Source organism: Pseudonocardia lutea (genome assembly GCF_042658055.1).
Taxonomy (GTDB): domain Bacteria; phylum Actinomycetota; class Actinomycetes; order Mycobacteriales; family Pseudonocardiaceae; genus Pseudonocardia; species Pseudonocardia lutea.
Window position 1 is genome coordinate 36,037 of sequence record NZ_JBHSQK010000011.1, and the last position, 20,852, is coordinate 56,888.

At 70.8% G+C, this 20,852-nt stretch carries 22 protein-coding genes and 1 pseudogene; 18 read left to right on the top strand and 5 right to left on the bottom strand.

Going from position 1 to position 20,852, the window contains the following annotated elements:
- Nucleotides 1–205: 205 nt before the first annotated feature.
- The gene (locus tag ACFQH9_RS06495; RefSeq protein WP_379564982.1) at nt 206–754 is read left to right on the top strand and encodes a hypothetical protein; all 549 of its coding nucleotides are present in this window, start codon (nt 206–208) and stop codon (nt 752–754) included.
- A 246-nt stretch (nt 755–1,000) separates the two neighbouring features.
- Nucleotides 1,001–2,152 carry a hypothetical protein gene (locus ACFQH9_RS06500; RefSeq protein WP_379564983.1) on the top strand — a complete coding sequence of 384 codons (1,152 nt, stop codon included), beginning with the start codon at nt 1,001–1,003 and terminating at the stop codon, nt 2,150–2,152.
- A 74-nt stretch (nt 2,153–2,226) separates the two neighbouring features.
- Here ACFQH9_RS06500 and ACFQH9_RS06505 read toward each other — a convergent pair whose 3' ends face one another.
- Nucleotides 2,227–2,610, bottom strand: coding sequence for an RIP homotypic interaction motif-containing protein (locus ACFQH9_RS06505; RefSeq protein ID WP_379564984.1), 384 nt, complete (start codon nt 2,608–2,610; stop codon nt 2,227–2,229).
- Nucleotides 2,611–2,970: 360 nt separating this feature from the next.
- Here ACFQH9_RS06505 and ACFQH9_RS06510 point away from each other — a divergent pair, with 360 nt between their 5' ends.
- From ACFQH9_RS06510 to ACFQH9_RS06560, 11 genes are all read left to right on the top strand, one after another.
- The gene (locus tag ACFQH9_RS06510) at nt 2,971–3,765 is read left to right on the top strand and encodes a helix-turn-helix domain-containing protein (protein WP_379564985.1); all 795 of its coding nucleotides are present in this window, start codon (nt 2,971–2,973) and stop codon (nt 3,763–3,765) included.
- An 81-nt stretch (nt 3,766–3,846) separates the two neighbouring features.
- On the top strand, nt 3,847–4,335 hold the full coding sequence (locus tag ACFQH9_RS06515) for a hypothetical protein (RefSeq protein WP_379564986.1): 489 nt from the start codon (nt 3,847–3,849) through the stop codon (nt 4,333–4,335).
- Nucleotides 4,336–4,362: 27 nt separating this feature from the next.
- Nucleotides 4,363–4,788 (top strand): hypothetical protein, encoded by a 426-nt coding sequence (locus tag ACFQH9_RS06520; RefSeq protein WP_379564987.1) that lies wholly within the window; start codon nt 4,363–4,365, stop codon nt 4,786–4,788.
- A 65-nt stretch (nt 4,789–4,853) separates the two neighbouring features.
- Nucleotides 4,854–5,159, top strand: coding sequence for a DUF2752 domain-containing protein (locus tag ACFQH9_RS06525; protein WP_379565201.1), 306 nt, complete (start codon nt 4,854–4,856; stop codon nt 5,157–5,159).
- 64 nt (nt 5,160–5,223) lie between these two features.
- Entirely contained in the window at nt 5,224–7,905 is a 2,682-nt protein-coding gene (locus tag ACFQH9_RS06530) for an ATP-binding protein (protein ID WP_379564988.1), read from the top strand.
- Nucleotides 7,895–8,440 carry a hypothetical protein gene (locus ACFQH9_RS06535; protein ID WP_379564989.1) on the top strand — a complete coding sequence of 182 codons (546 nt, stop codon included), beginning with the start codon at nt 7,895–7,897 and terminating at the stop codon, nt 8,438–8,440. Before ACFQH9_RS06530 ends, ACFQH9_RS06535 begins: the two co-directional genes overlap by 11 nt.
- Nucleotides 8,437–8,883 carry a protein kinase family protein gene (locus ACFQH9_RS06540; protein WP_379564990.1) on the top strand — a complete coding sequence of 149 codons (447 nt, stop codon included), beginning with the start codon at nt 8,437–8,439 and terminating at the stop codon, nt 8,881–8,883. Before ACFQH9_RS06535 ends, ACFQH9_RS06540 begins: the two co-directional genes overlap by 4 nt.
- A gap of 5 nt (nt 8,884–8,888) precedes the next feature.
- Complete coding sequence (locus ACFQH9_RS06545) at nt 8,889–9,185, top strand: hypothetical protein (protein ID WP_379564991.1); 297 nt, start codon at nt 8,889–8,891, stop codon at nt 9,183–9,185.
- Nucleotides 9,182–9,847: a hypothetical protein gene (locus ACFQH9_RS06550; RefSeq protein WP_379564992.1), complete on the top strand. Its 666-nt coding sequence runs from the start codon at nt 9,182–9,184 to the stop codon at nt 9,845–9,847. Before ACFQH9_RS06545 ends, ACFQH9_RS06550 begins: the two co-directional genes overlap by 4 nt.
- Nucleotides 9,848–9,850: 3 nt before the next feature.
- The gene (locus ACFQH9_RS06555) at nt 9,851–10,588 is read left to right on the top strand and encodes a hypothetical protein (protein WP_379564993.1); all 738 of its coding nucleotides are present in this window, start codon (nt 9,851–9,853) and stop codon (nt 10,586–10,588) included.
- 21 nt (nt 10,589–10,609) lie between these two features.
- Nucleotides 10,610–10,765 (top strand): hypothetical protein, encoded by a 156-nt coding sequence (locus ACFQH9_RS06560; protein ID WP_379564994.1) that lies wholly within the window; start codon nt 10,610–10,612, stop codon nt 10,763–10,765.
- A gap of 121 nt (nt 10,766–10,886) precedes the next feature.
- Here ACFQH9_RS06560 and ACFQH9_RS06565 read toward each other — a convergent pair whose 3' ends face one another.
- Nucleotides 10,887–11,081 (bottom strand): hypothetical protein, encoded by a 195-nt coding sequence (locus ACFQH9_RS06565; RefSeq protein WP_379564995.1) that lies wholly within the window; start codon nt 11,079–11,081, stop codon nt 10,887–10,889.
- A 313-nt stretch (nt 11,082–11,394) separates the two neighbouring features.
- Here ACFQH9_RS06565 and ACFQH9_RS06570 point away from each other — a divergent pair, with 313 nt between their 5' ends.
- Nucleotides 11,395–11,844: a tetratricopeptide repeat protein gene (locus ACFQH9_RS06570; protein WP_379565202.1), complete on the top strand. Its 450-nt coding sequence runs from the start codon at nt 11,395–11,397 to the stop codon at nt 11,842–11,844.
- Between the two features lie 106 nt (nt 11,845–11,950).
- On the opposite strand, the gene ACFQH9_RS06575 is transcribed toward ACFQH9_RS06570, so the two are convergent.
- Entirely contained in the window at nt 11,951–12,436 is a 486-nt protein-coding gene (locus ACFQH9_RS06575) for a hypothetical protein (protein ID WP_379564996.1), read from the bottom strand.
- 418 nt (nt 12,437–12,854) lie between these two features.
- Between ACFQH9_RS06575 and ACFQH9_RS06580 the strand changes: the two genes are divergently transcribed.
- The 3 genes and pseudogenes from ACFQH9_RS06580 to ACFQH9_RS32190 form a co-directional block, all read left to right on the top strand.
- A complete protein-coding gene (locus ACFQH9_RS06580; RefSeq protein ID WP_379564997.1) occupies nt 12,855–13,556 on the top strand; it encodes a DUF222 domain-containing protein in 702 nt (233 codons plus the stop codon).
- A gap of 577 nt (nt 13,557–14,133) precedes the next feature.
- Nucleotides 14,134–14,874, top strand: coding sequence for a hypothetical protein (locus ACFQH9_RS06585; RefSeq protein ID WP_379564998.1), 741 nt, complete (start codon nt 14,134–14,136; stop codon nt 14,872–14,874).
- 486 nt (nt 14,875–15,360) lie between these two features.
- Nucleotides 15,361–15,702 (top strand): annotated as a pseudogene (locus ACFQH9_RS32190) (C40 family peptidase); the annotation flags it as partial.
- Between the two features lie 900 nt (nt 15,703–16,602).
- Here the strand turns inward: ACFQH9_RS32190 and ACFQH9_RS06595 are convergent.
- Both ACFQH9_RS06595 and ACFQH9_RS06600 read right to left on the bottom strand, forming a co-directional pair.
- On the bottom strand, nt 16,603–17,697 hold the full coding sequence (locus ACFQH9_RS06595) for a glycosyl hydrolase family 18 protein (RefSeq protein WP_379565000.1): 1,095 nt from the start codon (nt 17,695–17,697) through the stop codon (nt 16,603–16,605).
- Between the two features lie 88 nt (nt 17,698–17,785).
- A complete protein-coding gene (locus ACFQH9_RS06600) occupies nt 17,786–18,778 on the bottom strand; it encodes an NAD-dependent epimerase/dehydratase family protein (protein ID WP_379565001.1) in 993 nt (330 codons plus the stop codon).
- A gap of 645 nt (nt 18,779–19,423) precedes the next feature.
- Here ACFQH9_RS06600 and ACFQH9_RS06605 point away from each other — a divergent pair.
- Nucleotides 19,424–20,815, top strand: coding sequence for a nucleotide sugar dehydrogenase (locus tag ACFQH9_RS06605; protein ID WP_379565002.1), 1,392 nt, complete (start codon nt 19,424–19,426; stop codon nt 20,813–20,815).
- Nucleotides 20,816–20,852 lie beyond the last annotated feature (37 nt).

Consider the following 20,852-nt stretch of genomic DNA (forward strand, 5'->3'; position numbering starts at 1 on the left):
CGACCTCACGGAGGACCTGCAGGTGCGTCGAGCGTCGTGGGTCGTCGTGGTCGGGCTGTCCGCCCTCCTGATGGCGGGTTGTGGGCGCGCTACTCCCCTCTGTACCCAGGCAGCTGAAAGCCTGTCCGCGGGCCAGGTCGATGCGGCAGCGGATGCCTACACCCGGGCAGGGCGTGCCGGGGAAGGCGACTGCGCCTCGGCCGGGATGGACGCGGTCGCCGCCCGCTTCGCGAGTGCCTGGGCGGACGTCTCTCAAGGACGCGAGGCCGAGGACAAGAAGGACCCCGAGGGAGCACGCGTGGCTTACCAGGCCGCTCTCGGGCTCGACCAGGACAAGGCAATGGCGAGAGCCGGACTGGACCGGGTCACCGGAACACCGCCGGCCGAACCCCCGCCTCTGCCGGCTCTGCCCGAGGCCGCGCAGGGCACATCGATCGTAAGCATCCCGGGGGTGGTCGTCGCGCTCCTTGCGGTCGTGGTCGCACTTCTCGTGATCGTGGTGATCGGGCTGGCGTGGCTGCTCCGTCGTGCGACTCGGGCACCCGAAGCTCCATCGCCATCCCCGGTCGTTCCGGCGCCGGTGGTGACCCATGACGGGCCCGGGCTCACGGCGCTGCACACCGACATCAAGAGGATCGCGGAAGGGCAGGACGAGGTGCTGAGTCGACTCGAACTGGTCGCGGACCAGTTGGACACGGCAGCACGCGGCCGGCGGGAGCATCGCCACTACGGGACTGAGGAACCGGCCGGATGAGTGCGGAGATCATCGCGGTCGTCGACATCCAGCTCTATGCAGTGCGCAGGTTGGACGGTACCCGATCGATCGTCTTGCGCAGTCCTGCGAGGACCGGACGAGGAGGAGCCCGAGACCTCGGTCTAGGAACTGTGGTGCTCGCAGCACCTTGCCGGCGTGTTCAACGCTGCCCGGGTCGTCGACGACGTGCTTCGGAGTGTTGCGCACGAACTCCTGCTCGGAAGGCCGGTTCCCGACGTGCCCGGCATGAGGCTGGTGGACGCGGGCACGGTGTGCGAGCTGCTCGACGCGACAGGATCAGGTGCCACCATCACGTCTCTGGCGGGGGTCATCGCGACGATCCGGCGACTCGGGTCGGAGGATGCCGCGCTCACGGAGGGTGATCTCGACGCGGCCGAGACGCTGCTCGGCTCGAAGGCGGGCCGCGGACTGGCTGCTGCGCTGTCGAGGGATCTGCCGACATCCGGCCCCGGTGAGCGACTGTCGACGTTCGACACGGCACGAATCGGCGACGCCGCCGGGCTGCGGGTCGATCTCGAGGACGGGCAGCGCCGCCTGCGCTCGGTGGCGGCGTGGGAGGCTCTGGCCGGCGATCGGCTCGTTCCGACGCCTGCCGGCGTCGACGACCACCTGGTGGTCACCGAGCGCCGGATGCACTTCGGTGCGGCGGTCGAGCGTCCGGACGTCACGACGGCGGACGAACCCGCGGAGATCGCGGTGGTGTTCGTCCGCGTGGACACGGCGCAGGTCGGGCAAGGCAACATCCAGCACGTCAGCTACCAGTACCGGGTCCAGCCGAAGGTCGAACTGGGCGACCTGCTGCGGAACGCCGCCGTCCGCGAGGCACTCTCTGAGTGCGCGCTCCATCCGGAGGACGAAACCCTCCGAGCAGCGGCGATCGACGCGCTCCTCGCCGTCGAGCCGGGGCAGGAGGCCGACTTCGCGCCACACCTCGCGGCGGAGGCCGGGGGACGTCACCAGGAGGGGACGGTCCCCACCGAGTTCGGTGTCGTGGTGCTGCACGACTGCCGCAATGTCCAGGTGGGGAACGACAACCGGCAGTACGCCACTGTCGCGGGCACGATCACCCCGACCGTCGAGGTCGCCGAGCTCTTCCGGAATGCGCCGCAGCTCGCGGAGGCGATCGTGGACGTCTCCTGTCGGGTCGGGCGGCCCGCCACGGACCTGAGCACCGCCCTGAGATCGGCGGTCCGCGGCGACGCACAGGAGGCGGCGCACCTCTCCTCCCTGGAGAACATGTACCCATCCGGTCCCCTGCGCGTCGAGGACCGGTCCCTCGTGACGGCGGGAAGGTACGGGCGTCGGATCAGTCGCATCGACCTCACGCCGTCGCTGCCCGGTCGGATGGTCGAGGTGATCAGCAAGGCCGTGGGCTGAGGAGGAGCAGACAGGTCCGGAATGTCAGACGGGCCACGCGAGCCGCCCCTGCGGCCACGAGCCCGCAGGCTGGCTCACTCGAGATCCGAGCGCGTCCTCAGGTCCGCGAACATGACGTTGCCGTTGCCGATCTGCACCGCCTCCGAGTTGTCGACCTTGACCCGGAACGAGGCTGGTGCGGACTCCGCGGCGCGGCTGACCTGCTGAGCGAGGGCGAGGATGTCCTCATCGCCGCACACCCCGGACCGCAGCAGCTCGGCCTTGAGCGCCGGGAGCCACGCGTCCGGATCCTCGGTGTGCTTGTCCAACGCCACCTTCGCCGCCGGGTCCTTCACACGGGCTTTGAGCGCAGCCTTGAGCTGCTCGTAAGCGTCCTTGACCGCCGCGGTGCCCACGCCCTCCGCGCCGGCGAGGGCGCCGGTCGCGAGTGCCGTTGCCACGATCGACACGGTGTTCATCAGATCCACCCTTCGGTCCCGCCACGGCGATCTTAAGGGGTGCGACAGCTTCGGCCGGGTATTTGACCGATTCGACGGGAATGTGGCAGCTCGTCGGCGGGCTGTCGGTCGTTACTGGAATCGCCAAACTTGATGACCGGCTCGTCCATGATCTGCACTCGCAGAAAGGTGTGGACAGCTGTGGACACCCTGTCCAGGCGGTCGATGGACAGCGACGAAACTGCAGGTAGGTGCGGGTGCGCACGATTGTCTGGCGCTCATTCTGTCGTGGTCACGGACTGTCCACGCAGGTGGACACCATGGGCCCGGTGTCCAAACCGTGACTAGCGAGGGAAGTGGCGTGATCTCGATACTCCGGTCGTGCACGACACGTCACTCGAACGGCAGGACTCGGCAGAGGTGTTCTGTCGCGAGTTCTCCGAAGAACTCCGCAGTCGCGGCATCTCCCTCCGCAGCGCCGCCGAGCGTGTGCACTGGAGCAAGAGCGCGATCGGAAAGGCCTGTACGGGCCCGAGTCTCCCCAGCCGGGCACTCGTGGAGGACGTCCTCGTCGCGATCGGGGTGAGCGCCGCCGGGGTACAGGACTGGACCCTTCGGCACGCTGCGCTGTCGATGGGGTCGACGCCCCCGGTGGCCGCGGTGGAGCCGGTGCCCGTCCCGGAGGAGCCGGGCCCTCGCCCCGGCGGACGGCGGCTGCTCGCGGTCGTCGCGGTCCTGGGGGCGCTGGTCGGTGCGGGCATCGCGACCGCGATCGTGCAGCTGGTCGGCGGCGGCGCCGCCGTGGCACCCCTCGCGCCGGCGGCGACGGCTGTGGTGACGGTGCAGAACAAGGTGGCGCTCGGAGCCTCGGACCTCGTGGAGGACAATACGCCCTCCTACCTGTCGGCCCGGCCCGTCGCCTTCTGCGCGTCGCACGGCTGCAAGGTGACGGGCAGCGAGATCACCAGCGGAGCGCTGCTGCCCGCCATGTGCGTGGCACACGGCGAGCGGATGTGGAACTACAACCTCGACTCACCGGCTGCGGGCAACCCGAACCGGGCCGACTCCGATCTGTGGTATCAGGTCGCGTGGCCGGACGGCCGCATCGGATACCTCTCCGAGGTGTACGTCGCTCCCGGATCGCGCGGCGGCCTCGGGCTCCCCACCTGCGCGTAGGCCGCGCTCTCCCCACACACTCCGCGCACGGGCACCGCTGTGCGCGCGATCCCCTCATCCCTCCAGAAGGCGAGGTCCCACGTGGCCGAAGTGAACTACCAAGAGAACAACGCCATCCCCGGAATGGCGCACATGGCGACGACCTTCCTGCAGGTCGTGAAGTCCCGGACCGACGAGGCGGGGATCGGGCTGGATTTCCAGGCCAAGCAGAACCGGCGGTCCGGTGACTTCCACCTGGAAGCGGTCATCAAGTTCCGCGCCCTGCTGGGGAGCGGCCACCCGATCCGGCTGCAGGTCCACTCCACGCCGCGCGGCGGGATGCTGCACGTGGGCTACACCGTCGCGACGGACGAGATGCCGGGGTTCATGGCTGCGCTCAGTGCGAGCAACGCAGCGGAGAACGCGATGCGGCACAACCTCAACCTCCGGCCGGAGAACCAGCGCGAGCTCGCGATCCTGGTCGACTCGTTCGTCCAGGCCGTCTACGTCCCGACCGTGCGCGACCTGCTCGACGCCGCCGAGGCTGCGCAGGGCTCACGCGGCGGTTCCGGCTTTGTCGGCAACGCCTGACCCACCCACCGATCCCGAGGACCAACCGTGGATTACCAGACCCCGATCATCGTCAGCTACTTCTTCCAAATCCCCTTGGCGGTGATCGCCCTTTTCGTCATGCCGGGGCGTGGCACGCTGTCGACGCCGATGGAGAACCTGCGTCGAAACTCGGCCATCATCGGTCTGTTGCCCTGTGCCATCTTCGCGCCGATCTTCCAGGCCATCGCGCTCGCGATCTACTACGCCCGGATCAAGGCACTCCAGCGCAAGTCCGGCAACGCCTGGGAGCGGATAGGCGGCGCGACGAGCGCTCCCGTGGGCGGAGCCAACCCGTTCGGCGGCGGAACCGGCGGTGGGCAGGTTGGACCGCCTGCCTCAGGAGGAAACCCGTTCCTCAGCGGCCAGGCCGACCCGGGGTCGGCGGGGCAGCCCGAGGGGGATGCGGGACCTCGGACCAACCCGTTCCTGTGACCGCCCTCCGGGCGAGGATGGCGCCGTTCGCCATGATCGCCGGAGGCGGAATGGCCTGGGCCGCCATGGTGGGGCTAGGGTTGCAGTGTCCTTTCCACGAGGTGACCGGTCTGTTCTGCCCGGCGTGTGGCGCGACCAGAGCGGTGCTCGCCCTGGCCAGGGGCGATGTCCTGGCCGCCGGGCGGGACAACGCGCTCCTGCTGATGCTCGCGGCCTGCTCCGCGATCGCCCTGGTACCGCCGCCGCGCACCCGGATCCACATCGTCTTCACCACTCGTGAATGGCCGACTCTGGCGCTCTGCGCGGTCCTTCTGGCCTTCGCGGTAGTGCGGAACCTCCCCGGCGCCTCCTTCCTCCGCCCCCCGGCCTGACGAGGACCAGATGACCCTCCAGCCCTCTGCACAGGCAGCGCCACCGGCGCTGTCCCTGCGGTGGATGCCCCACACCGTCTGGGGATCCGGCTACCCGCGGATCCTCGAGCCGTCCGCGCAGACGATCGGCTGCCTCGAGGTCGCCACCCTGCCCGCGAACGACTGCAGCGGCGACGAGGCGGGCCCCCGCATGCACGCGGTCTCGGGCCAGGTGATGGCTGCCGCCGTCGCCACGGCAGGCTTGGGAGCCTTCGAGCTGCGCTACCGAGCGGTGCCGGGACCGGGCGGGACCCGCGTCCGGATGTACCTGCTGGCCAAGGCGTACGGGCGCGGCCCGGCTGCGGCCCACGCCGTCGACTCCGCCCTGACCGCCGCGGCGATAAGCCTCCCGCCGGACTTCGGGGTCGCTGTGGTGGCCGACGTGGCCGAGCCGCTGGCGATCCCGGCCCACCACCGGGTCCTCGAGCTCCAGCGCGGCGAGCAGGTGACCTTCCCGCAGTGGTCCTTCGTGGCGAGCGAGTACTACTACCACCTCAACGAGGTGACCGGCGACGGGTCGGGATGGTCGTCCTTCTGGGAGACCTTGGCGCAGAGTCCGGCCCCGCTCACCCTCAGCATCCTGGTCAAGCCGACGGTGCTGGAGCCCAAGGAACGCGACGCCCTCGGCCACACCATGACGGTCCTGGGTCTCTACGCGCGGGAGCGCACCGACTACAACCTCCTCGGTCAGCAGGACACCTACCCGGCGGACGCCAACGCCCGCATTGCCCTGGAGGCATGGGAGACGCGCGAACAGCGCCTCGGTGCCGCACCGGTCCTCGGGCGCGTCGCGCTCGTGGGGGAGGAGACTGTCGTCTCGGTGTACGCGTCCCACCTGGCCGCCGCCCTGGCCCGGACGCGCACCGGGCCTACCACGCCGATGGCGGTCGTGTCGGCGGAGCACCGGCCCCCGGCCGAGGCGGCGTACGCGCGGAACGCGGTCGCCGCGATGGAGATCTGGCCGACCGACGACCTCGCGATGTGGGACCACGGCTCCGCGCCGCTCCGGCTGCGCCGGTTCCAGTACCTCTACGGGCCCGACGAGCTGAGCAGCCTCGCGATCCTTCCGGTGCCGGACGAGCAGGGTGTCCCGGGCTTCCCGCTGAGCCGACGGGCGGACGTCCGGCGGGCCGCCGTCCGCGACGGCGCCGAGGACGACGGCGTCGAACTGGGCGTGGCCCTTGACCGGGGACGTGAGGGCGGTGTCGTCCGGCTCCCGCTGCCCGCTCTGACCCGGCACACACTCGTCGTCGGCTCATCGGGCTCGGGGAAGACCACGACGGTGTTGTCCCTGCTGAGCAGGCTCTGGACCGAGCACCGGGTTCCCTTCCTGGTCATCGAACCGGTGAAGACGGAGTACCGGGGCCTGTTGGCAGTGCCCGGACTCGACGATCTGCAGGTGCTGACCCTCGGGCGGGACGACGTCGCCGGCCTGCGGCTCAACCCGCTCGAGCCGCCACCGGGCGTCAGGTGCGAGGTGCACGCCGGGGCGGTCATGACCGCGCTGACCCTCGCCCTCCCGCTGCCGCCGCCACTGCCCGGGCTGCTGGAGGAAGCGCTGGGGCTCTCCTACCTGCATGCCGGCTGGGAGCACGACACAACCTCCGAGGACGGGATCGAGCCGCCCACCTTGCGCGCCCTGCTCGGGAGCTTCGCCGAGATCTTCGACCGCCACGGGTACCGCGGCGAGGCGCAGAACGTCGGCGTCGCGTTCCGCGTCCGGCTTCAGCGCCTGCTCCGCGGCGGTCGCGGCCGGATGCTCGACTGTGCCCGAAGCAGCGACCTCGAGGCGTTGCTGGCCGTGCCGACCGTCGTCGAGCTCGACGAGATCCCGGACCCGGAGGACAAGGCGCTCCTGTCGGCCCTGCTCCTGCAGCGGCTCCGCGCGTCGGCGCGGCGACGCGGGTCGTCCGGCGGTGCCCTGCGGCACGTCACCGTGGTGGAGGAGGCGCACCGACTCCTCTCCGCGGGCGACGCCGCCCGCGGGACCGACGGCAGCGGAGACGTCCTGCGCGCCGAGGCGGTCCGCGCGTTCTGCGAGGCCATCGCCGAGCTCCGCAGCTCGGGGGAGGGGATCGTGCTGAGCAGCCAGCTACCCACGGCACTCGCTCCGACGGCCGTCGCGAACACCGGGATCCGCATCGCGCACCGTCTGGAGTCCGCGGCCGACCGCGCTCACGCGCTCGACGACGTCGACGCCTCCGAGCTCGACCGGGGGCTCGCCGCCCGCCTGCGCACCGGTGAGGCGCTCGCGCGCTGGCCGGGGGTCGACGAGGTGGAGCTCCTCGGGGTGCGGCCGGCCCCGGGGGTGGACAGTGGCCGCGCGGTCGACACCGCGGAGCTCGTCGACCACATGCGGGCGTACCGGGAGCAGATCGCGACGCACCTGCCGTTTCCCCTGTGCACAACGGAGATGTGCCCCGGGGGCTGTGTACCCGGCGTCCGGGGCCGTGCGGCACGGGTCGCTCAGGACGTCGAGGAGGCCGCCCGAAGGGCCTGGATCGAGCACGGCCACGGGGCCTCCGCGCTGCGCCCGGTCGTCGACCTGACCTTGCGGTCCGGTCCCGACCCGCAGGAGGCGTACTGCGCCTGCACCCATCTCGAGGCGAGCAAGGTCGCGCTGACCGTGCGGGGCCAGGACATCCGCAGCCGGCTCGCCGCGGCTGTCCGGGAGAGGACGGAGAGGTCAAGCACCGATGCGCCATGAGTTCGCCGAGTGGCCCGAGGGGCCGGACATCGAGCGATACCCCGCCGGGCTGCGGGACACCGGGCCGGGATGGGACGTCCCGGACCCGGTGCAGGAGCTGGGCCGGCTCGCCGTCGACTCCGAGCTGCAGGCACCCGCGGTCCACGACGGAGCACAGGCGGACGAGGGAGTGCGGCGCACACTCGGCGGCCTGGCGCTGGACCACGCCGACGACGGAGCCGCACCTCCGGCGGCCACCGACTTCCGTGAGCCGCCCGAGATCGACCCGCGACAGGCCGAACTGCGGGCCCTCGACCTGGACGGCGCCGACATCCGGCCGACCGTGGAGAGCGGTGCGACCCAGTCGTCCGAGATCACCTGTGCCAACGGAAGGCAGGCGATCTACAAGCCGTCCGCGGGTGAGTTTCGCAGCGAGCAGCTGTTCGGTGAGCCGGTCCGCACCGATGTCCCGTCGGGGACCTACGGAGAGCGCGCACCGCGGTGTACGAGGTGGACCGGGAGCTCGGATTCGGGCTCGTCCCGACGACCGTCATGATCGACGGGCCCGACGGCCCGGGGTCCCTCCAGGACCACGTGCCCGAGCCCGGCCGGTTCGCGGACGACTACACGACGCTCGACCGCCAGATGCTCGGCACCCTGGACTACATCACGGGGCAGACGGACCGCCACGAGCTCAACGTGATGACCCAGTCCGACGGGCGGCCCGCGGCGATCGACAACGGCCTCGCCTTCCCTGACGGGCCCGGCGACGGACTCCGGTCGGAGTTCCTCCCGGCGGTGTTCGACGCACCCCTCGACGACCACGTCGTCGATGCCGTCCGCAGGCTCTCACCCGACACCCTGGCCACGATCATGCGGCGGCACGGGTGCTCGGTCGCCGCCGTGGACGGCGCGCTCGCCCGCCTCGACGAGGCCGCAAGCGGGTTCATCACCGGGCGGGCCTGGCCCGGACGCTTCAGCCGACTCGAGGACAGGTGAAGGACATGACCATCGAGGACCGCTACCTGCTCTACCGCTGGGCCACCGGCGGTCACGTGCGCGCGGCCGAGCTGGCCCGATGCCTCGACGGGTCGTTCGTGGTACGGGTGCGCGAGGCGTCGCCCTTTACCGTCGGCCTCGCCGACCGCGGGGCGTTCTCGGACCGCACGCGGTCCCACATCCCGGCCTCCGCGGGCGAGCCCTTCCTCCGGGCACTCGAGTCCGCGGTCGCCCGAGCGGGCCACTGGTCGCTGACCACCGAGCCATTGCCCGACGAGATCCCCCGAGAGGACCACCAGTGACCTGGACAGCCAACGACGCGACGATCGCCCACGCCCTCCACCGGTTCGCCGTCGTCGCGGGTCCCGTCCTCAACGCGATGGAGAAACGACCTCTCGTCGCGCCAGAATCCGGGGTGGCCGGCCGGATCGTCATGTCCGTGACCCGGCCCGCCGACGGGACGCTCAAGGAACGGACGAACTGGTGGGTCCGCACGATCGGCGGGGCCGCGATCCTGCTCGCCAAACCCGCGGCCGCGAGCCCGTTGGCCTCGAAGCTCCCCGTCGAGGAGTCTCTCGCCGCGGCAGGCGAGGGACTGGTCCTCTGCGGGATCGCGCGTGAGTACGGCCTCGTCGGTCCCGGCCGACAGGCACAGCTCCTCGCGGAGGTCCTGTTCGACGCGCGGGTCCCGTCGACGACCGCGACCACCGATCGTGCGAGCCTCACCGGGGAAAGATCCGTGACCGACCTCGCCGCCGAAGCGCTCCGCTTGGGGCAGATCCTCCACGGCCTCGGCGGGCGGGTCCGGGAGAGCCGCGCACACCGCAAGGGCGGGGGCCTGCTCAAGCGGGTCCCCGGCATGGCCGCTGTCACCGGCATCCGAGCCGACCTCGCCGATCTCAACCGCGTGGCGGCAGAAGGCCGGATCTGGCTCGATCGTTCCCTCCTCATCCCGGAAGGCTGACCCATGGGCTTCTTCAGCAGACGGGCGGGTGCCGCGGACATCCCGGTCCGCCGTCCCGTCCTGGTCCTCGACTCCGGGCGGCGGATGCGGGCCGGAGTCGACCTCGACCAGTGCCTGGACAACCTGTGCCGGTTGCTCCCGGAGCCGCGGCAGGGAATTCCGAAGCTCCTGCCGGCCGACGCGGCCTGGCTCGGGGCCGAGCGTCCGCCGGACGCCTTCGGGTCCTTCTTCGACGACGAGGGCCGGTTCGTCGTCGCACCCTTCTGGGCGGAGGGAGACACGACGCAGTTCGGGCTCTTCCCCCTCGACTCGGGCCCGGATCGGCTCATGCTGCCGTTGATCGGCCACTACGCCGGGACCTTCGGCTCCCTCAGCTCCATCGGCACCTTCGAGGCCGGATCAGTCGAGCTCGGGCCGCCCCGGCTCACCGAACACCTGCTGAACTCGACCCTGGAGGAGGCTGGGTATCCGGTCCAGCCGGAGAACCTCCAGGTCCTCGCGGACCAGATGCAGACCATGGTCCTCCTCAAGAGCAGCGAGTTCATCACCAGCCAGGACCCGGGCTACGCGCCGCACTTCATCGAGCAGCACCGAGAGGCGGATCTCGGCACCGTCCTCACCGACCTCGCGACATGGAACCCCGACGTGCTCCCGTACGTCCAGGACCTCCTGTACCGGATCCGCGCCATCCTCCTCGAGCGCTCGCCGGACGGCGAGCTCCTCGCGTCGATCTGGAACTGAACCTCCGGAGAGGACTGCGTGATGACCCAGGACAGGTACTGCGGCCGCTGCCGTAAGTCGGTGCGGATGACGCGATGCGAGGTCTGCCGGGGAACCGGCGGCGGGCGCTTCGACCAGTGCCGCAAGAACTGCAACCAGCACGGCTGGCTCTGCCCCGTGCACGGCAAGGACTACTGATCGCTCGACGCGTGGGTGCACCGCCGTCGGGATGGAGACGAGAGGTGTGCGTGGTGACGTTGCTGGCCGATCGTCGGCGAGGGCTGGGAGACGATCACCTGGCCACTCTGACCACGCGGCACTACCTGGCCCGGGTCGTGACCCGACGGGGGCGGCTCGCCGACGCCCGGGCCCGGTTCTCGCGCTTGGCCCGCACGCCGCCCTGCTGCTTGGCGACGAGGACCGGCTGGTGCTGGAGATTCGGCACGGCGCTGCGGTCGTCGAGGCGCTGTCCGGACGCCTGGCGGCGGCGCAGGCGGCGTTGGAGGAGATCCACGCTGTGCGGGAACGGGTGTACGGACCTGGTGACCCGGACACCCTCGCGACGCGGGAGCACCTGGTGTGGGTCGTGGGAACGGCGGGGCGCGTGTCCACCGCACTCGCGGAAAGTTCACGGGTTCTGCAGGACACCGCCCTGGTGCTGGGGGAGCACCACCCACACTCCCTCGCCCCGATTCACCGGCGGATCTGGGTGCTCGGGCTCGCCAGTCGGTGGATGGAGGCGTTCGATCTGCTGCCGCGGTTCGAGGCGCTGACCCGGGGAGGTCGGCGCCGACGAGCTCCGGTGCGCGGCGCTGACCGCCTGGCTGCTGCGACTCGGCGGCCGGCTCGACTCGGCTGCGCGTGCTTCGGCTGCCGCGCTCGATCTGCACACCGAGGTCCTCGGTCCGCACGAGGTGGAGACCATGCGGAGCCTCGACGCCCTGGGGCTGGTCTACCCCTTTCAGGGGCGGCTTCCCGCTGCCGAGACGATCTCCCGGGACGTCCTCGAGCGGCGGATCCGGGAGCTGGGGGAGGAGCACCTCGACACCCTCGTCGCGAGGATGCACCTGGTCGGCGTGCTGATGCCCCGCGGTCTTCCTTCCGCGGCTGCCCACCAGCTCGCTCTGGTGCGGGACGGGTGCGGGGGGTCGACCCGGCACACCCGCTCGTCAAGAGGTGGGGTGGGGAGGAAGTGCCCCCGCACGAGGACCTGGACAGGGAGCACACGGTCGGGATCGATCACGATCCGGCGCGGTGCCCCTGATTTCGGAAGGTAGCCAGGGGCACCGCGCGGGCCGGCCTCACCGAAATGGGCGCGGACCGCCATGTCGGTCCGGTCTTGCCAGCCCAAGGAATGAAGTCGGGCGCTGGCGCGGTTCGTCGTCAGCTCAGAGCGGCGCAGACGTCCGTGGTGGCTCCGCTGTGGCTGTATGCCGTTGTCTTCCCCGACCCGGCGACCGTGAAGCTCACGGGGCCGCTTGTGTAGGAAATCTGCGGCACACCCGGGTAGCTGTTCGCCTTGGTGGTCCAGAACAGGTTGGTGCCCCTTGCGCTGACGCTGAATCCCCCGTCCGGGTTCACCGTGAACGTTCCGGGGCCGCTGACGTTATACCTGATCGACTTGTTCGAAGTCGTATTCGTCACCACGGCGTAGCCTGGGCCAGTGGCGAAACCGGGATGGTGTTCATCGCTCGACGCGCTGTAGACCACGACATGCACAGCGAAGTTCGTGCAGTAGTCGCCCTGAGGCAAGATCCTGTCCTCGACCACCACAGCCTGTGGTGGAGCGGCTTGCGCTGAACCAGCCACGGCGAGCAGGCCGGCAGTAGCGAAGACGGCGCTGGTCAACAGCGCCCGCAGTACCTTCATCGTTCCTCCTGTCGTGGGCCGCCGTGACGATGTCGTTGGGGCGGCCGGATGGTCGGAAGACCTGCACGGCCACCGATCACCGAAAGTGCTGGAACTGGTTCGAGCTCATCGCGGATGCGGTGATCTCGACCGAAGGTGCTCGCGGACTGTACGCACTCCGTTACACGGCTCTTGCTTCGACGTGTGCTGCGGTGACGAACGGCGTTGACGGTTCTGGCGAGCGGACTGGCCGGGTATCCGGTCGAAGATACTTGTGGATCTACCCCTTTCCGTGATACGTGAAGAGGTTGATGTTTTTGCTGAGTTGCGAGAATCTGAACGAGTATCGACACAGGGCAGGCTTGCGGCGTCCCCGGCGGCACGAGAACGCGATCTGCCTGTCGCGACTCACCCGCACTGTTCGTCATCTGTTTCGGACGTGACCAGGTGGGCGGAGATGGCGCACGAGGAGCTCCTCGCTGTCGTCGCCGATGTCCAGGCGGCGCGGAAGGCGATCGATGCGCGGATGCTCGCGGTGACCGGCGAGGTGGAGTCGCGGGGGTTGGCTGCGGAGCACGGGTTCCGGGACACGGCGGACCTGTTGCAGTCGACGCAGCGGGTGCCCGCGGCTGTGGCGAAGGCTCGGGTGCGCGCTGTGCGGGCGGTGGTGCCGGAGCGGTCGTTGCTGGGGGAGGAGCTCCCGGCTCAGCTGCCGTCGACGGCGCTGGGGCTGTCCGCTGCGGAGATCTCGTTCGAGCACGTGCGGGTGATCCAGCAGACGCTGGACGTGCGCCCGTGCATCTCGAGGCCGATCACCGGGAGCCGCTGGAGCGGGACCTCGCCGAGCTGGCGCGCAGCTCGATTCCGAGGCGTTGCGCCGGGCGGGGAAGCACGCGTTGGCGCTGCTGGACCCGGACGGGCCGCGCCCGTGGGACGGTGCGCCAACGCGGACGCGGTGCGGTTCACGCCGCGCGGGGAGGGGTTCAAGGCGCGCGGCTGGTTCGACCGGGAGTCCGCGGCGATCGTGCGCACGGCGCTGTCCCCGCTGTCGGAGCCGGTGCCCGAGCACGGGCCGGGAGAGTGCGAGCAGACCGGCTGCGAGCACCTGCCGGGCGAGCGGAGGCCGGGCACCACCGCCTGATCCGAAGGGCGAGTGGACGATCACGACGGAGAACGGGCTCCCGGTCTTCCACCCGCCCTGGTGGGCAGGAGGCAGACCCAGCCGGAGCTGTTGCACCGCCGACCTCATCGGGCGGGTGGACGGCTCCGCGCTGCCCCTGCGCGCGGAGCCGGCGCTCGCGCTGCTCGACTGAACAACGCCGCGACAGCTCCCTGCCCGCAGGAGAAGAAGCCTGTACCACTCGGACGCGGTGCCCAGTGACGCCAAGTACGCAGATGTGCGTACTGCGTGGTCGAGGATCTTCGGCTAATCCTGATCAAGGGACGTCGATGTCGTCGCCCACGGACCGAGAAGGACGGTCGTGACGTTCACCACAAACCTCGTCTACAGTGGGGAGCCGGCGGCCCTGACCCCGCTGCCGATCTCCCCTGTGGTCCTGCACGCTGCAGCTGCCCCCGCCGCGGGACGGTGGTCGCTCACCACCGGCGCCCGCGGGCGAGGTCCGCGCCGGCGACGGCGGCCTGCGCCGCACGCCCCGACCAGGAGGAACACGAATGACCCCATCCGTCGACGACGCTGCTGGTCGCTCGGAAGAACGATGAAGACTCCCTTCAACCGGCGAACGGGAAAACCAGGGCGACGCCCGGTCGCGGTGTTCGACTCCGGGCTCCGACTACGCGCCGGGGTCGCGCTGCCGGACTGCCTCGACAACCTGCGGCGGCTGATCCCGGACCGGCAGCCCGGGGTGCCGAAGCTCCTCCCCGCGCGGGCGTACTGGCGGGGCGCCGGGCGGGCGCCGGACGCGACGGTGACGTTCGTCGACGACGAGGGCAGGTTCGTGGTCGCGACCCTGTGGGCGGAGGACGGCCGAACCGAGATCGGGCTGTTCCCGCTCACCTCAGGTCCCGATCGCCTCGCGATCCCGCTCATCGGTCACTACGCGGCGACCTTCGGCTCACTGAGCTCCCTCGGGACCTTCCAGGCCGGTGTCGTCGAACTCGCGCCGCCGCAGATCACCGAGGACCTCCTGTACTCGATCGTCGACGAGGCCGGCGTCCCCGCGACCCCGGGCAACATGGGAGCCGTGGCGGGCCACGTGCGGGACATGGTCCTGGAGCAGGGCCACCAGTTCATCTTCGGCCAGGACCCGGCCGGCGCGCAGTCGTTCGTCGAGGGGCATCGCGGCGCTTCCGCCGACGCCATCGTCCACGAACTCGCCTGCTGGGACCCCGGCGTCATCCCGTACATCCAGGACCTGCCGTACCGCATCCAGGCGATCCTCCTGGAGCGGTCCCCGGAGGGCGACCTCCTCGCCGAGATCTGGAACGCCGCGAGTTGAGCAAGGGCGATGCAGCGCCACCGACCGGCCCGAGCCGCGGAAGGGCTGCTCGGCCCGGTCGACCGGTGGATGCGGATCAGCGCCGGACGAGGCCGGATCATCGGCTAACGGCGCTTCGCCCCCGGACGAGCCACACCGCATGACCGAGGTGATCGCGGCGTGACAGGGCGCCATCGAGTGGAGCAGATCGTGCGCCCGATCAGGAAGCGCCGGTGTGTCGTCAGTGGAGCTCTCGGAGTGGTCACCCTCGGCCTCGTGGCCGGAGCCGGCGTGGCGCAGGGGCCGGGACCACACGGCTCCGAACCGTCCAGCCAGGAGGGAGCGGCGTTCGGCCTTGCCTGGCCGGGACTCGTCGACATCCCCACCAACTTCACCGGCGAGGCGTTCACCACGGACACGCCCGCCGGGCGGGACACGCTGTCCGAGCCGACCGAAACGGGCGCGCTCCCGGACGAGCGGGCCCGCATCGCGGTCCGTACCGCGCTCGCCCAGATCGGCCTGCCCTACGTCTGGGGCGGGGACGGGCCCGAGAACGGCGATGCGGGCTTCGATTGCTCGGGTCTGACGCACTTCTCGTACGCCGCCGCCGAGGTCGACCTTCCCCGAACCGCCCACACCCAGTTCCACACCGGGCCGCGTGTGGCGCCCGGAGCCGCGCTACAGCCCGGTGACCTCGTGTTCTACGGTGCGCCGGGCGGGCGGGTGCACCACGTCGGCATGTACATCGGGGCCGGCCGCATGGTCAACGCACCGACCTTCGGCGAACCGGTGCAGACCGCCTGGTACCGCTGGCCCGGCGACGACTACGTGGGGGCCACGCGGCCCGCAGCGGTCGATGCGGCACCGGTCGAGCCCGAACCGCCCGTCATCGTCCAACCCGAGCCCCAGGAGCCCGGTCCGCAGGTGTTCGAAGCACCACGCGCCCCGCTGCCCGAGGTCCTGCCCGACCCGCTCGAACCCCAGCCGCCGGAGGCGGACACCGCCGCTGCCGCGCTCGCCGCCACCGCTCCGCCGGCCGGCGATCCGGTCGCCCCGGCGGGCACCGGGCCGGAGGGGGGCAGCGGGCTGGTCGTGACGTCGCCGGACGGATCGCAGACAGCGCAGGCGGCGTCCCCGTCGTCCCCGTCGTCCCCGTCGTCCCCGTCGACCGGCGCGGCCGCCGCACCACCCGGCACGACTCCCGCCCCGACTCGGTCGTCTGCGTCCGCGCCGCCCCCGCTGACATCGAGCACGCCGAGGACGACGGTCCCGACCACGCCTCCATCGGCGAGCACCACCACGAAGCCACCGGCGACCAGCGCACCGACGACCACGTTTCCGACGACGACCCTGCCCGCGTCCACCGCGGTGACCACCCGCCCGACGGCCACCACGCCGCCGACGACGACCGTGGCCCCGGCCGCTCTGCGTGTCGCGCTGCCCAAGGGAGCAGTGACCCTGCGCCAGGCGACCGCAGGCCCCGGTGGCCTGCCGACGGGGACGGGCTGGAGCCGCAGCGGGGGCGGAACCGTTGCGCGCCTGGGCGCCCCGGGCCTGCTCGACGGGATCGCCGCCGGCACCGCGATCACGATCACCGAGGTCGGCGCCACCAGGACGGTCACGGCAGTACGCGTCGTGCCGTCGGCCACCACAGCCGACGTGACCGCGGCCATCGGTGCCGGAGCCGTACTGGTGGTGGCCCCGAAGGGTGCCGGTTGGGTCCTCGTCGTGGCGAGCTGACTGCACGGGTCAGGTGGCCCGGTCGCGGATGACGGTCCAGGTGCCCGGGTCCTCGTCGCCGAGCCGCCACAGCTCGACACCGGCGAGTCCGTATTTCTCGGCCAGAGCGAGCTTGATGTCGAAGCTGCGGGCGTCCTCGTACCAGACCTCGTGGACCGCGCCGTCCAGCGTGTACTCGAGGTGCGGCGATGCGCTCGCCTCGTCCCACGCGGGCGTCGCCCCCGTTCGCGCGACGAGGTCCTCGACCTGCCGCCAGACCACTGGTTCGCCTCGCGCGCCGACCCAGTCGTACCCGTACAGGCCGAGGCCGAGTACCACGCGATCCGCCGGAACCTGCGACAGGGTGTAGCGCACGACCTCCTCGACCCATGAGGCCGGCGCGATCGGCCCCGGCTCGCTCGCCTGCCAGTGCCAGTCGTAGGCCATGATCACCAGCCGGTCGGCCGTCCGCCCGAGCGCCGCGTAGTCCTGGGCCATGTTGCGGGCGTCGTAGCCCGCGTCGGTGGTCTTCGGGTGCACCGTCACGTACAGCACCTTGTCGCGCTCGTGCATCCGTGCAGCCAAGATGGTGACGAAGCTGGTGAACAGGTCGCGATCGCCCGCCTCGAGGTCCTCGTAGTCGATCTGCAGTCCCGCGAAGCCGTGCGAGACGGCCAGCGACACGAGCGCGTCCGTGTGCGCGTTCATCCGCTGCGTGTCCTGCAGGATGTCATGGACGACGTGCGGGGCCCAGACACCTTTGTTGGTGCTCGCGACCGTGGGCACGAGGCGCATCCCGCCGCCCCCGGCCCGGATCAGCGCGGTGTTCTCGGCGTCGGCGCCCCCCGGCAGGTCGGACACGATCGAGCCGTCCGGTGCCAGGCCGTACCACCAGGGCGTCACCTCGTCGAGGAAGCTGCCGTGCTGCGCGACGCTGACCAGACCACGCTCGAGGTCCCAGTAGGGGACCGCGGCGATCACGGTCGGCCGCCAGGCCAGGGCCCGGGGGAGCCAGATCGCACCGACCGCGACCAGGACCAGGACCAGTCCCAGCACGAGCGGCCAGGGCCGCGTGGTGCGCTGCCGCTGGACATGACGACCGCGGTGGCGCCCTGTCTCCCACACGACGGTCGACGGTACCGGCCTGGACGAGGGGAGGCCCGGTCCGGGCGCCGGAGGGGGGACCGCGTGCCGGACCGGGCGAGCCGTGGGCTCAGCGATGGGTGCCGGCCGAGCCGCTCGTGACCGGGGCGGCCATCGAGGCGGCCACGCGGTCGATGATCTCCTCGATCGTCGTCCGCGGGTGGAAGCCGACCAGCCGGCCGGCGAGCGTGTTGTCCGGCACCCGGCGGCGCATGTCCTCGTAGCCCGGGCCGTAGGCCTCGGAGTACGGGATCAGCCGGATCTCGCTCGGGCTGTCCAGGCGGGACACGATACGCCGGGCGAGGTCCATGATGGAGATCTCGGTGAGCCCGCCGAGGTTCACGGCGAGCTTGTCCGCAGCGGGGCACTCGGCCAGGGCGACCATGGCGGGCACCACGTCGGCCACGTAGGAGAAGCACCTGGTCTGCTGCCCGTCGCCGAAGACGGTCAGCGGCTCGCCCGCCAGGGCCTGACCGATCAGGTTCGGCACGACCATGCCGTAGCGGCCCGTCTGGCGCGGACCGACGGTGTTGAACAGCCGGACGATCACGAGGGGCACGCCGTACTCGGTGGCGTAGGCGTGCGCGAAGGCCTCGTCAATGCCCTTAGCGCCTGCGTAGGTCCAGCGGGAGAGCAGGGCCGACCCGAGGATCCGGTCCGAGTCCTCGGACAGCCTGTCCGCGGTGTTCTTGCCGTAGACCTCGCTCGTCGAGGCCAGCAGCACCCGGACGCCGTGCGTGCGAGCGGCTTCGAGGACGTTCTCCGTGCCGTGGATGTTCACGCGCAGGCCGTGCAGCGGGTGGTCCACGATGAGGCGGACGCCGACGACGGCGGCGAGGTGGAACACGCGGCCCGCCCGGGCCATGACGGAGTCGAGCACGTCCCGTTCGAGGACGGATCCGTGCACGAAGGACAGGCGGGGATCCTCGATGACGCCCGAGAGGTTGTCGAGCGATCCCGTGGAAAGGTCGTCGAGGACGACGACCTCGTCGCCCGAATCGAGCAGGTGCTCGCAGAGCGCGCTGCCGATGAATCCGGCTCCTCCGGTGACGAGCGTGCGCAAGAATCCCACCCTCTTCAAAGCAGAACGAATAGCGCGCGAAGCAGTACCTGTGGCGCTCGGAGAGCAGAGTCGGCGCCGGTGAGGGGAACGCTTCCGCGGGGGCACCGATGGAGTCGTCGCACTCCCGCATCCTGTTACACACAGTTGTCGATCTTCGGCTACTTTCACTCTCTCGGGCTAATCGGTCCGATTGAGACGCGACGTGTCGGCTGTGACACGCCCGAGATCGTCGTCGCTACGTCCTGTCTCGACAACGTGCTGTCTGGAGTGCTATGACGTGCACGGATGGCGGCATGATACGCCTGATCGTGTAAGAGTGATCACGTAACGTAGAAGTTCTGCCGCAGAGGTAGCGCTCCGCGGGCTTCGGACGACTGTTACCCCGTGTTGCTCTTGATGCTGTGGGCCGAGGGGTCGGCCGCCGGTGAAGTCTTTCGTGGACAGCCGTCCGGCGAACACCCGACACGGCCCGGGTTTCCGGAGTGGAAACAGTTGCTCACGCTTCGTCGCAGTGGCATCGTGTTCTTCCGGAAATCTGCGCGACCCTGTCGGGGAGTCGCCGGAGCATTCGTCATCGCTGCACACGCACGGTGCTGTCGAACGCACTGAATTGACGGATCACGTGAATCCGGGGGGATCCCGAACATGACCAGCTCACCGCTGACCGCACGCAAGCTCACCGAGCTCATCCCGCAGCCCGTCGAACCGGTCGAGGACCACCGCCTCGACCTCGTCGGCAACCGGTTGATGCGGTCCGCCGGCTCCGCGCCGAGCTTCGCCTACGACGTGGCGATCGTCGGTCTCGGATACGTCGGTCTGCCGACCGCGCTCGCCCTGCACACAGCAGGCCAGCGGATTCTCGGGGTCGACGTGTCCATGGACCGGCTCGCCGCCATCACCGCCGGTCGCGTCGACCTCCTGGACAGCGACCACGTCCGCCTGCGGGATGCGCTCTCCGGCCCGGTGGACGAGTTCGCGCTCACCGGCGACTCGGGCCGGCTCGCCGAGGCACGCGCCGTCATCGTGTGCGTGCCCACCCCAGTCGACGTCCACCTGGTCCCGGACCTGGCCATCCTGCGCAGCGCCTGCGCCGCCGTCGTCGCGAACGCCGTGCCGGGTCAGATCCTCATCCTGACCTCGACGACCTACGTCGGCACCACGGAGGACCTGCTGGTCCGGCCGCTGCTCGCGCGCGGTCTGCGCGCCGGCGAGGACCTGTCGATCGCCTTCAGTCCCGAGCGCATCGACCCGGGCAACAGCCGCCATGCACACGAGGAGGTGCCGCGTGTCGTCGGCGGGACCACGCCCTCGTGCGCAGCCCGTGCCGCGGAGGTGCTCGGGGCGTACGCCGAGAAGGTCCACCTCGTCTCGTCGACGGGTGCGGCCGAGATGACCAAGCTGCTCGAGAACACCTTCCGCGCTGTGAACATCGCGCTCGCCAACGAGATCGCCGAGATCAGCGGCTCGCTCGAGCTCGACGTCATGGAGGTCATCGAGGCGGCCTCCACGAAGCCCTACGGGTTCATGCCGTTCTATCCCGGCCCCGGCGTCGGCGGGCACTGCATCCCCTGCGACCCGCACTACCTGCTGTGGCAGCTCCGCCGTCAGCGTGTGACGAGCCCCGTGATCGAGCAGGCGATGAACGGCATCGCCGGTCGGCCCGGCCGGGTGGCAGACCGCTGCCTCGAGGTGCTCGCCGGCAGGGGGATCAGCCTTGCCGGAGCGCGGATCCTCGTGCTCGGCACTGCGTACAAGCCCGACGTGGAGGACGTCCGTGAGTCGCCAGCCCTGGAGATCCTGGCCCTGCTCGCCGAGCGCGGCGCCGTCGTCGGCTACCACGACGCCCTGATCCCCGAGCTGTACGTCGAGGGCATCGGCGTGCTCAAGTCGGAGAGCGATCCCGAGGCGTTCGCCCCGGATCTCGTGGTCGTGCACACCCTGCACGGTGGTGAGGAGCCCGAGTGGCTCGACTCCGTCCCGTCCGTCCTGGACACGACCTACCGGGCGAGGGGCGTGGCGCACCGCGCCGTGCTCTGACCGGTTGGACCCGACCGATCACGGCCGGGATGACACA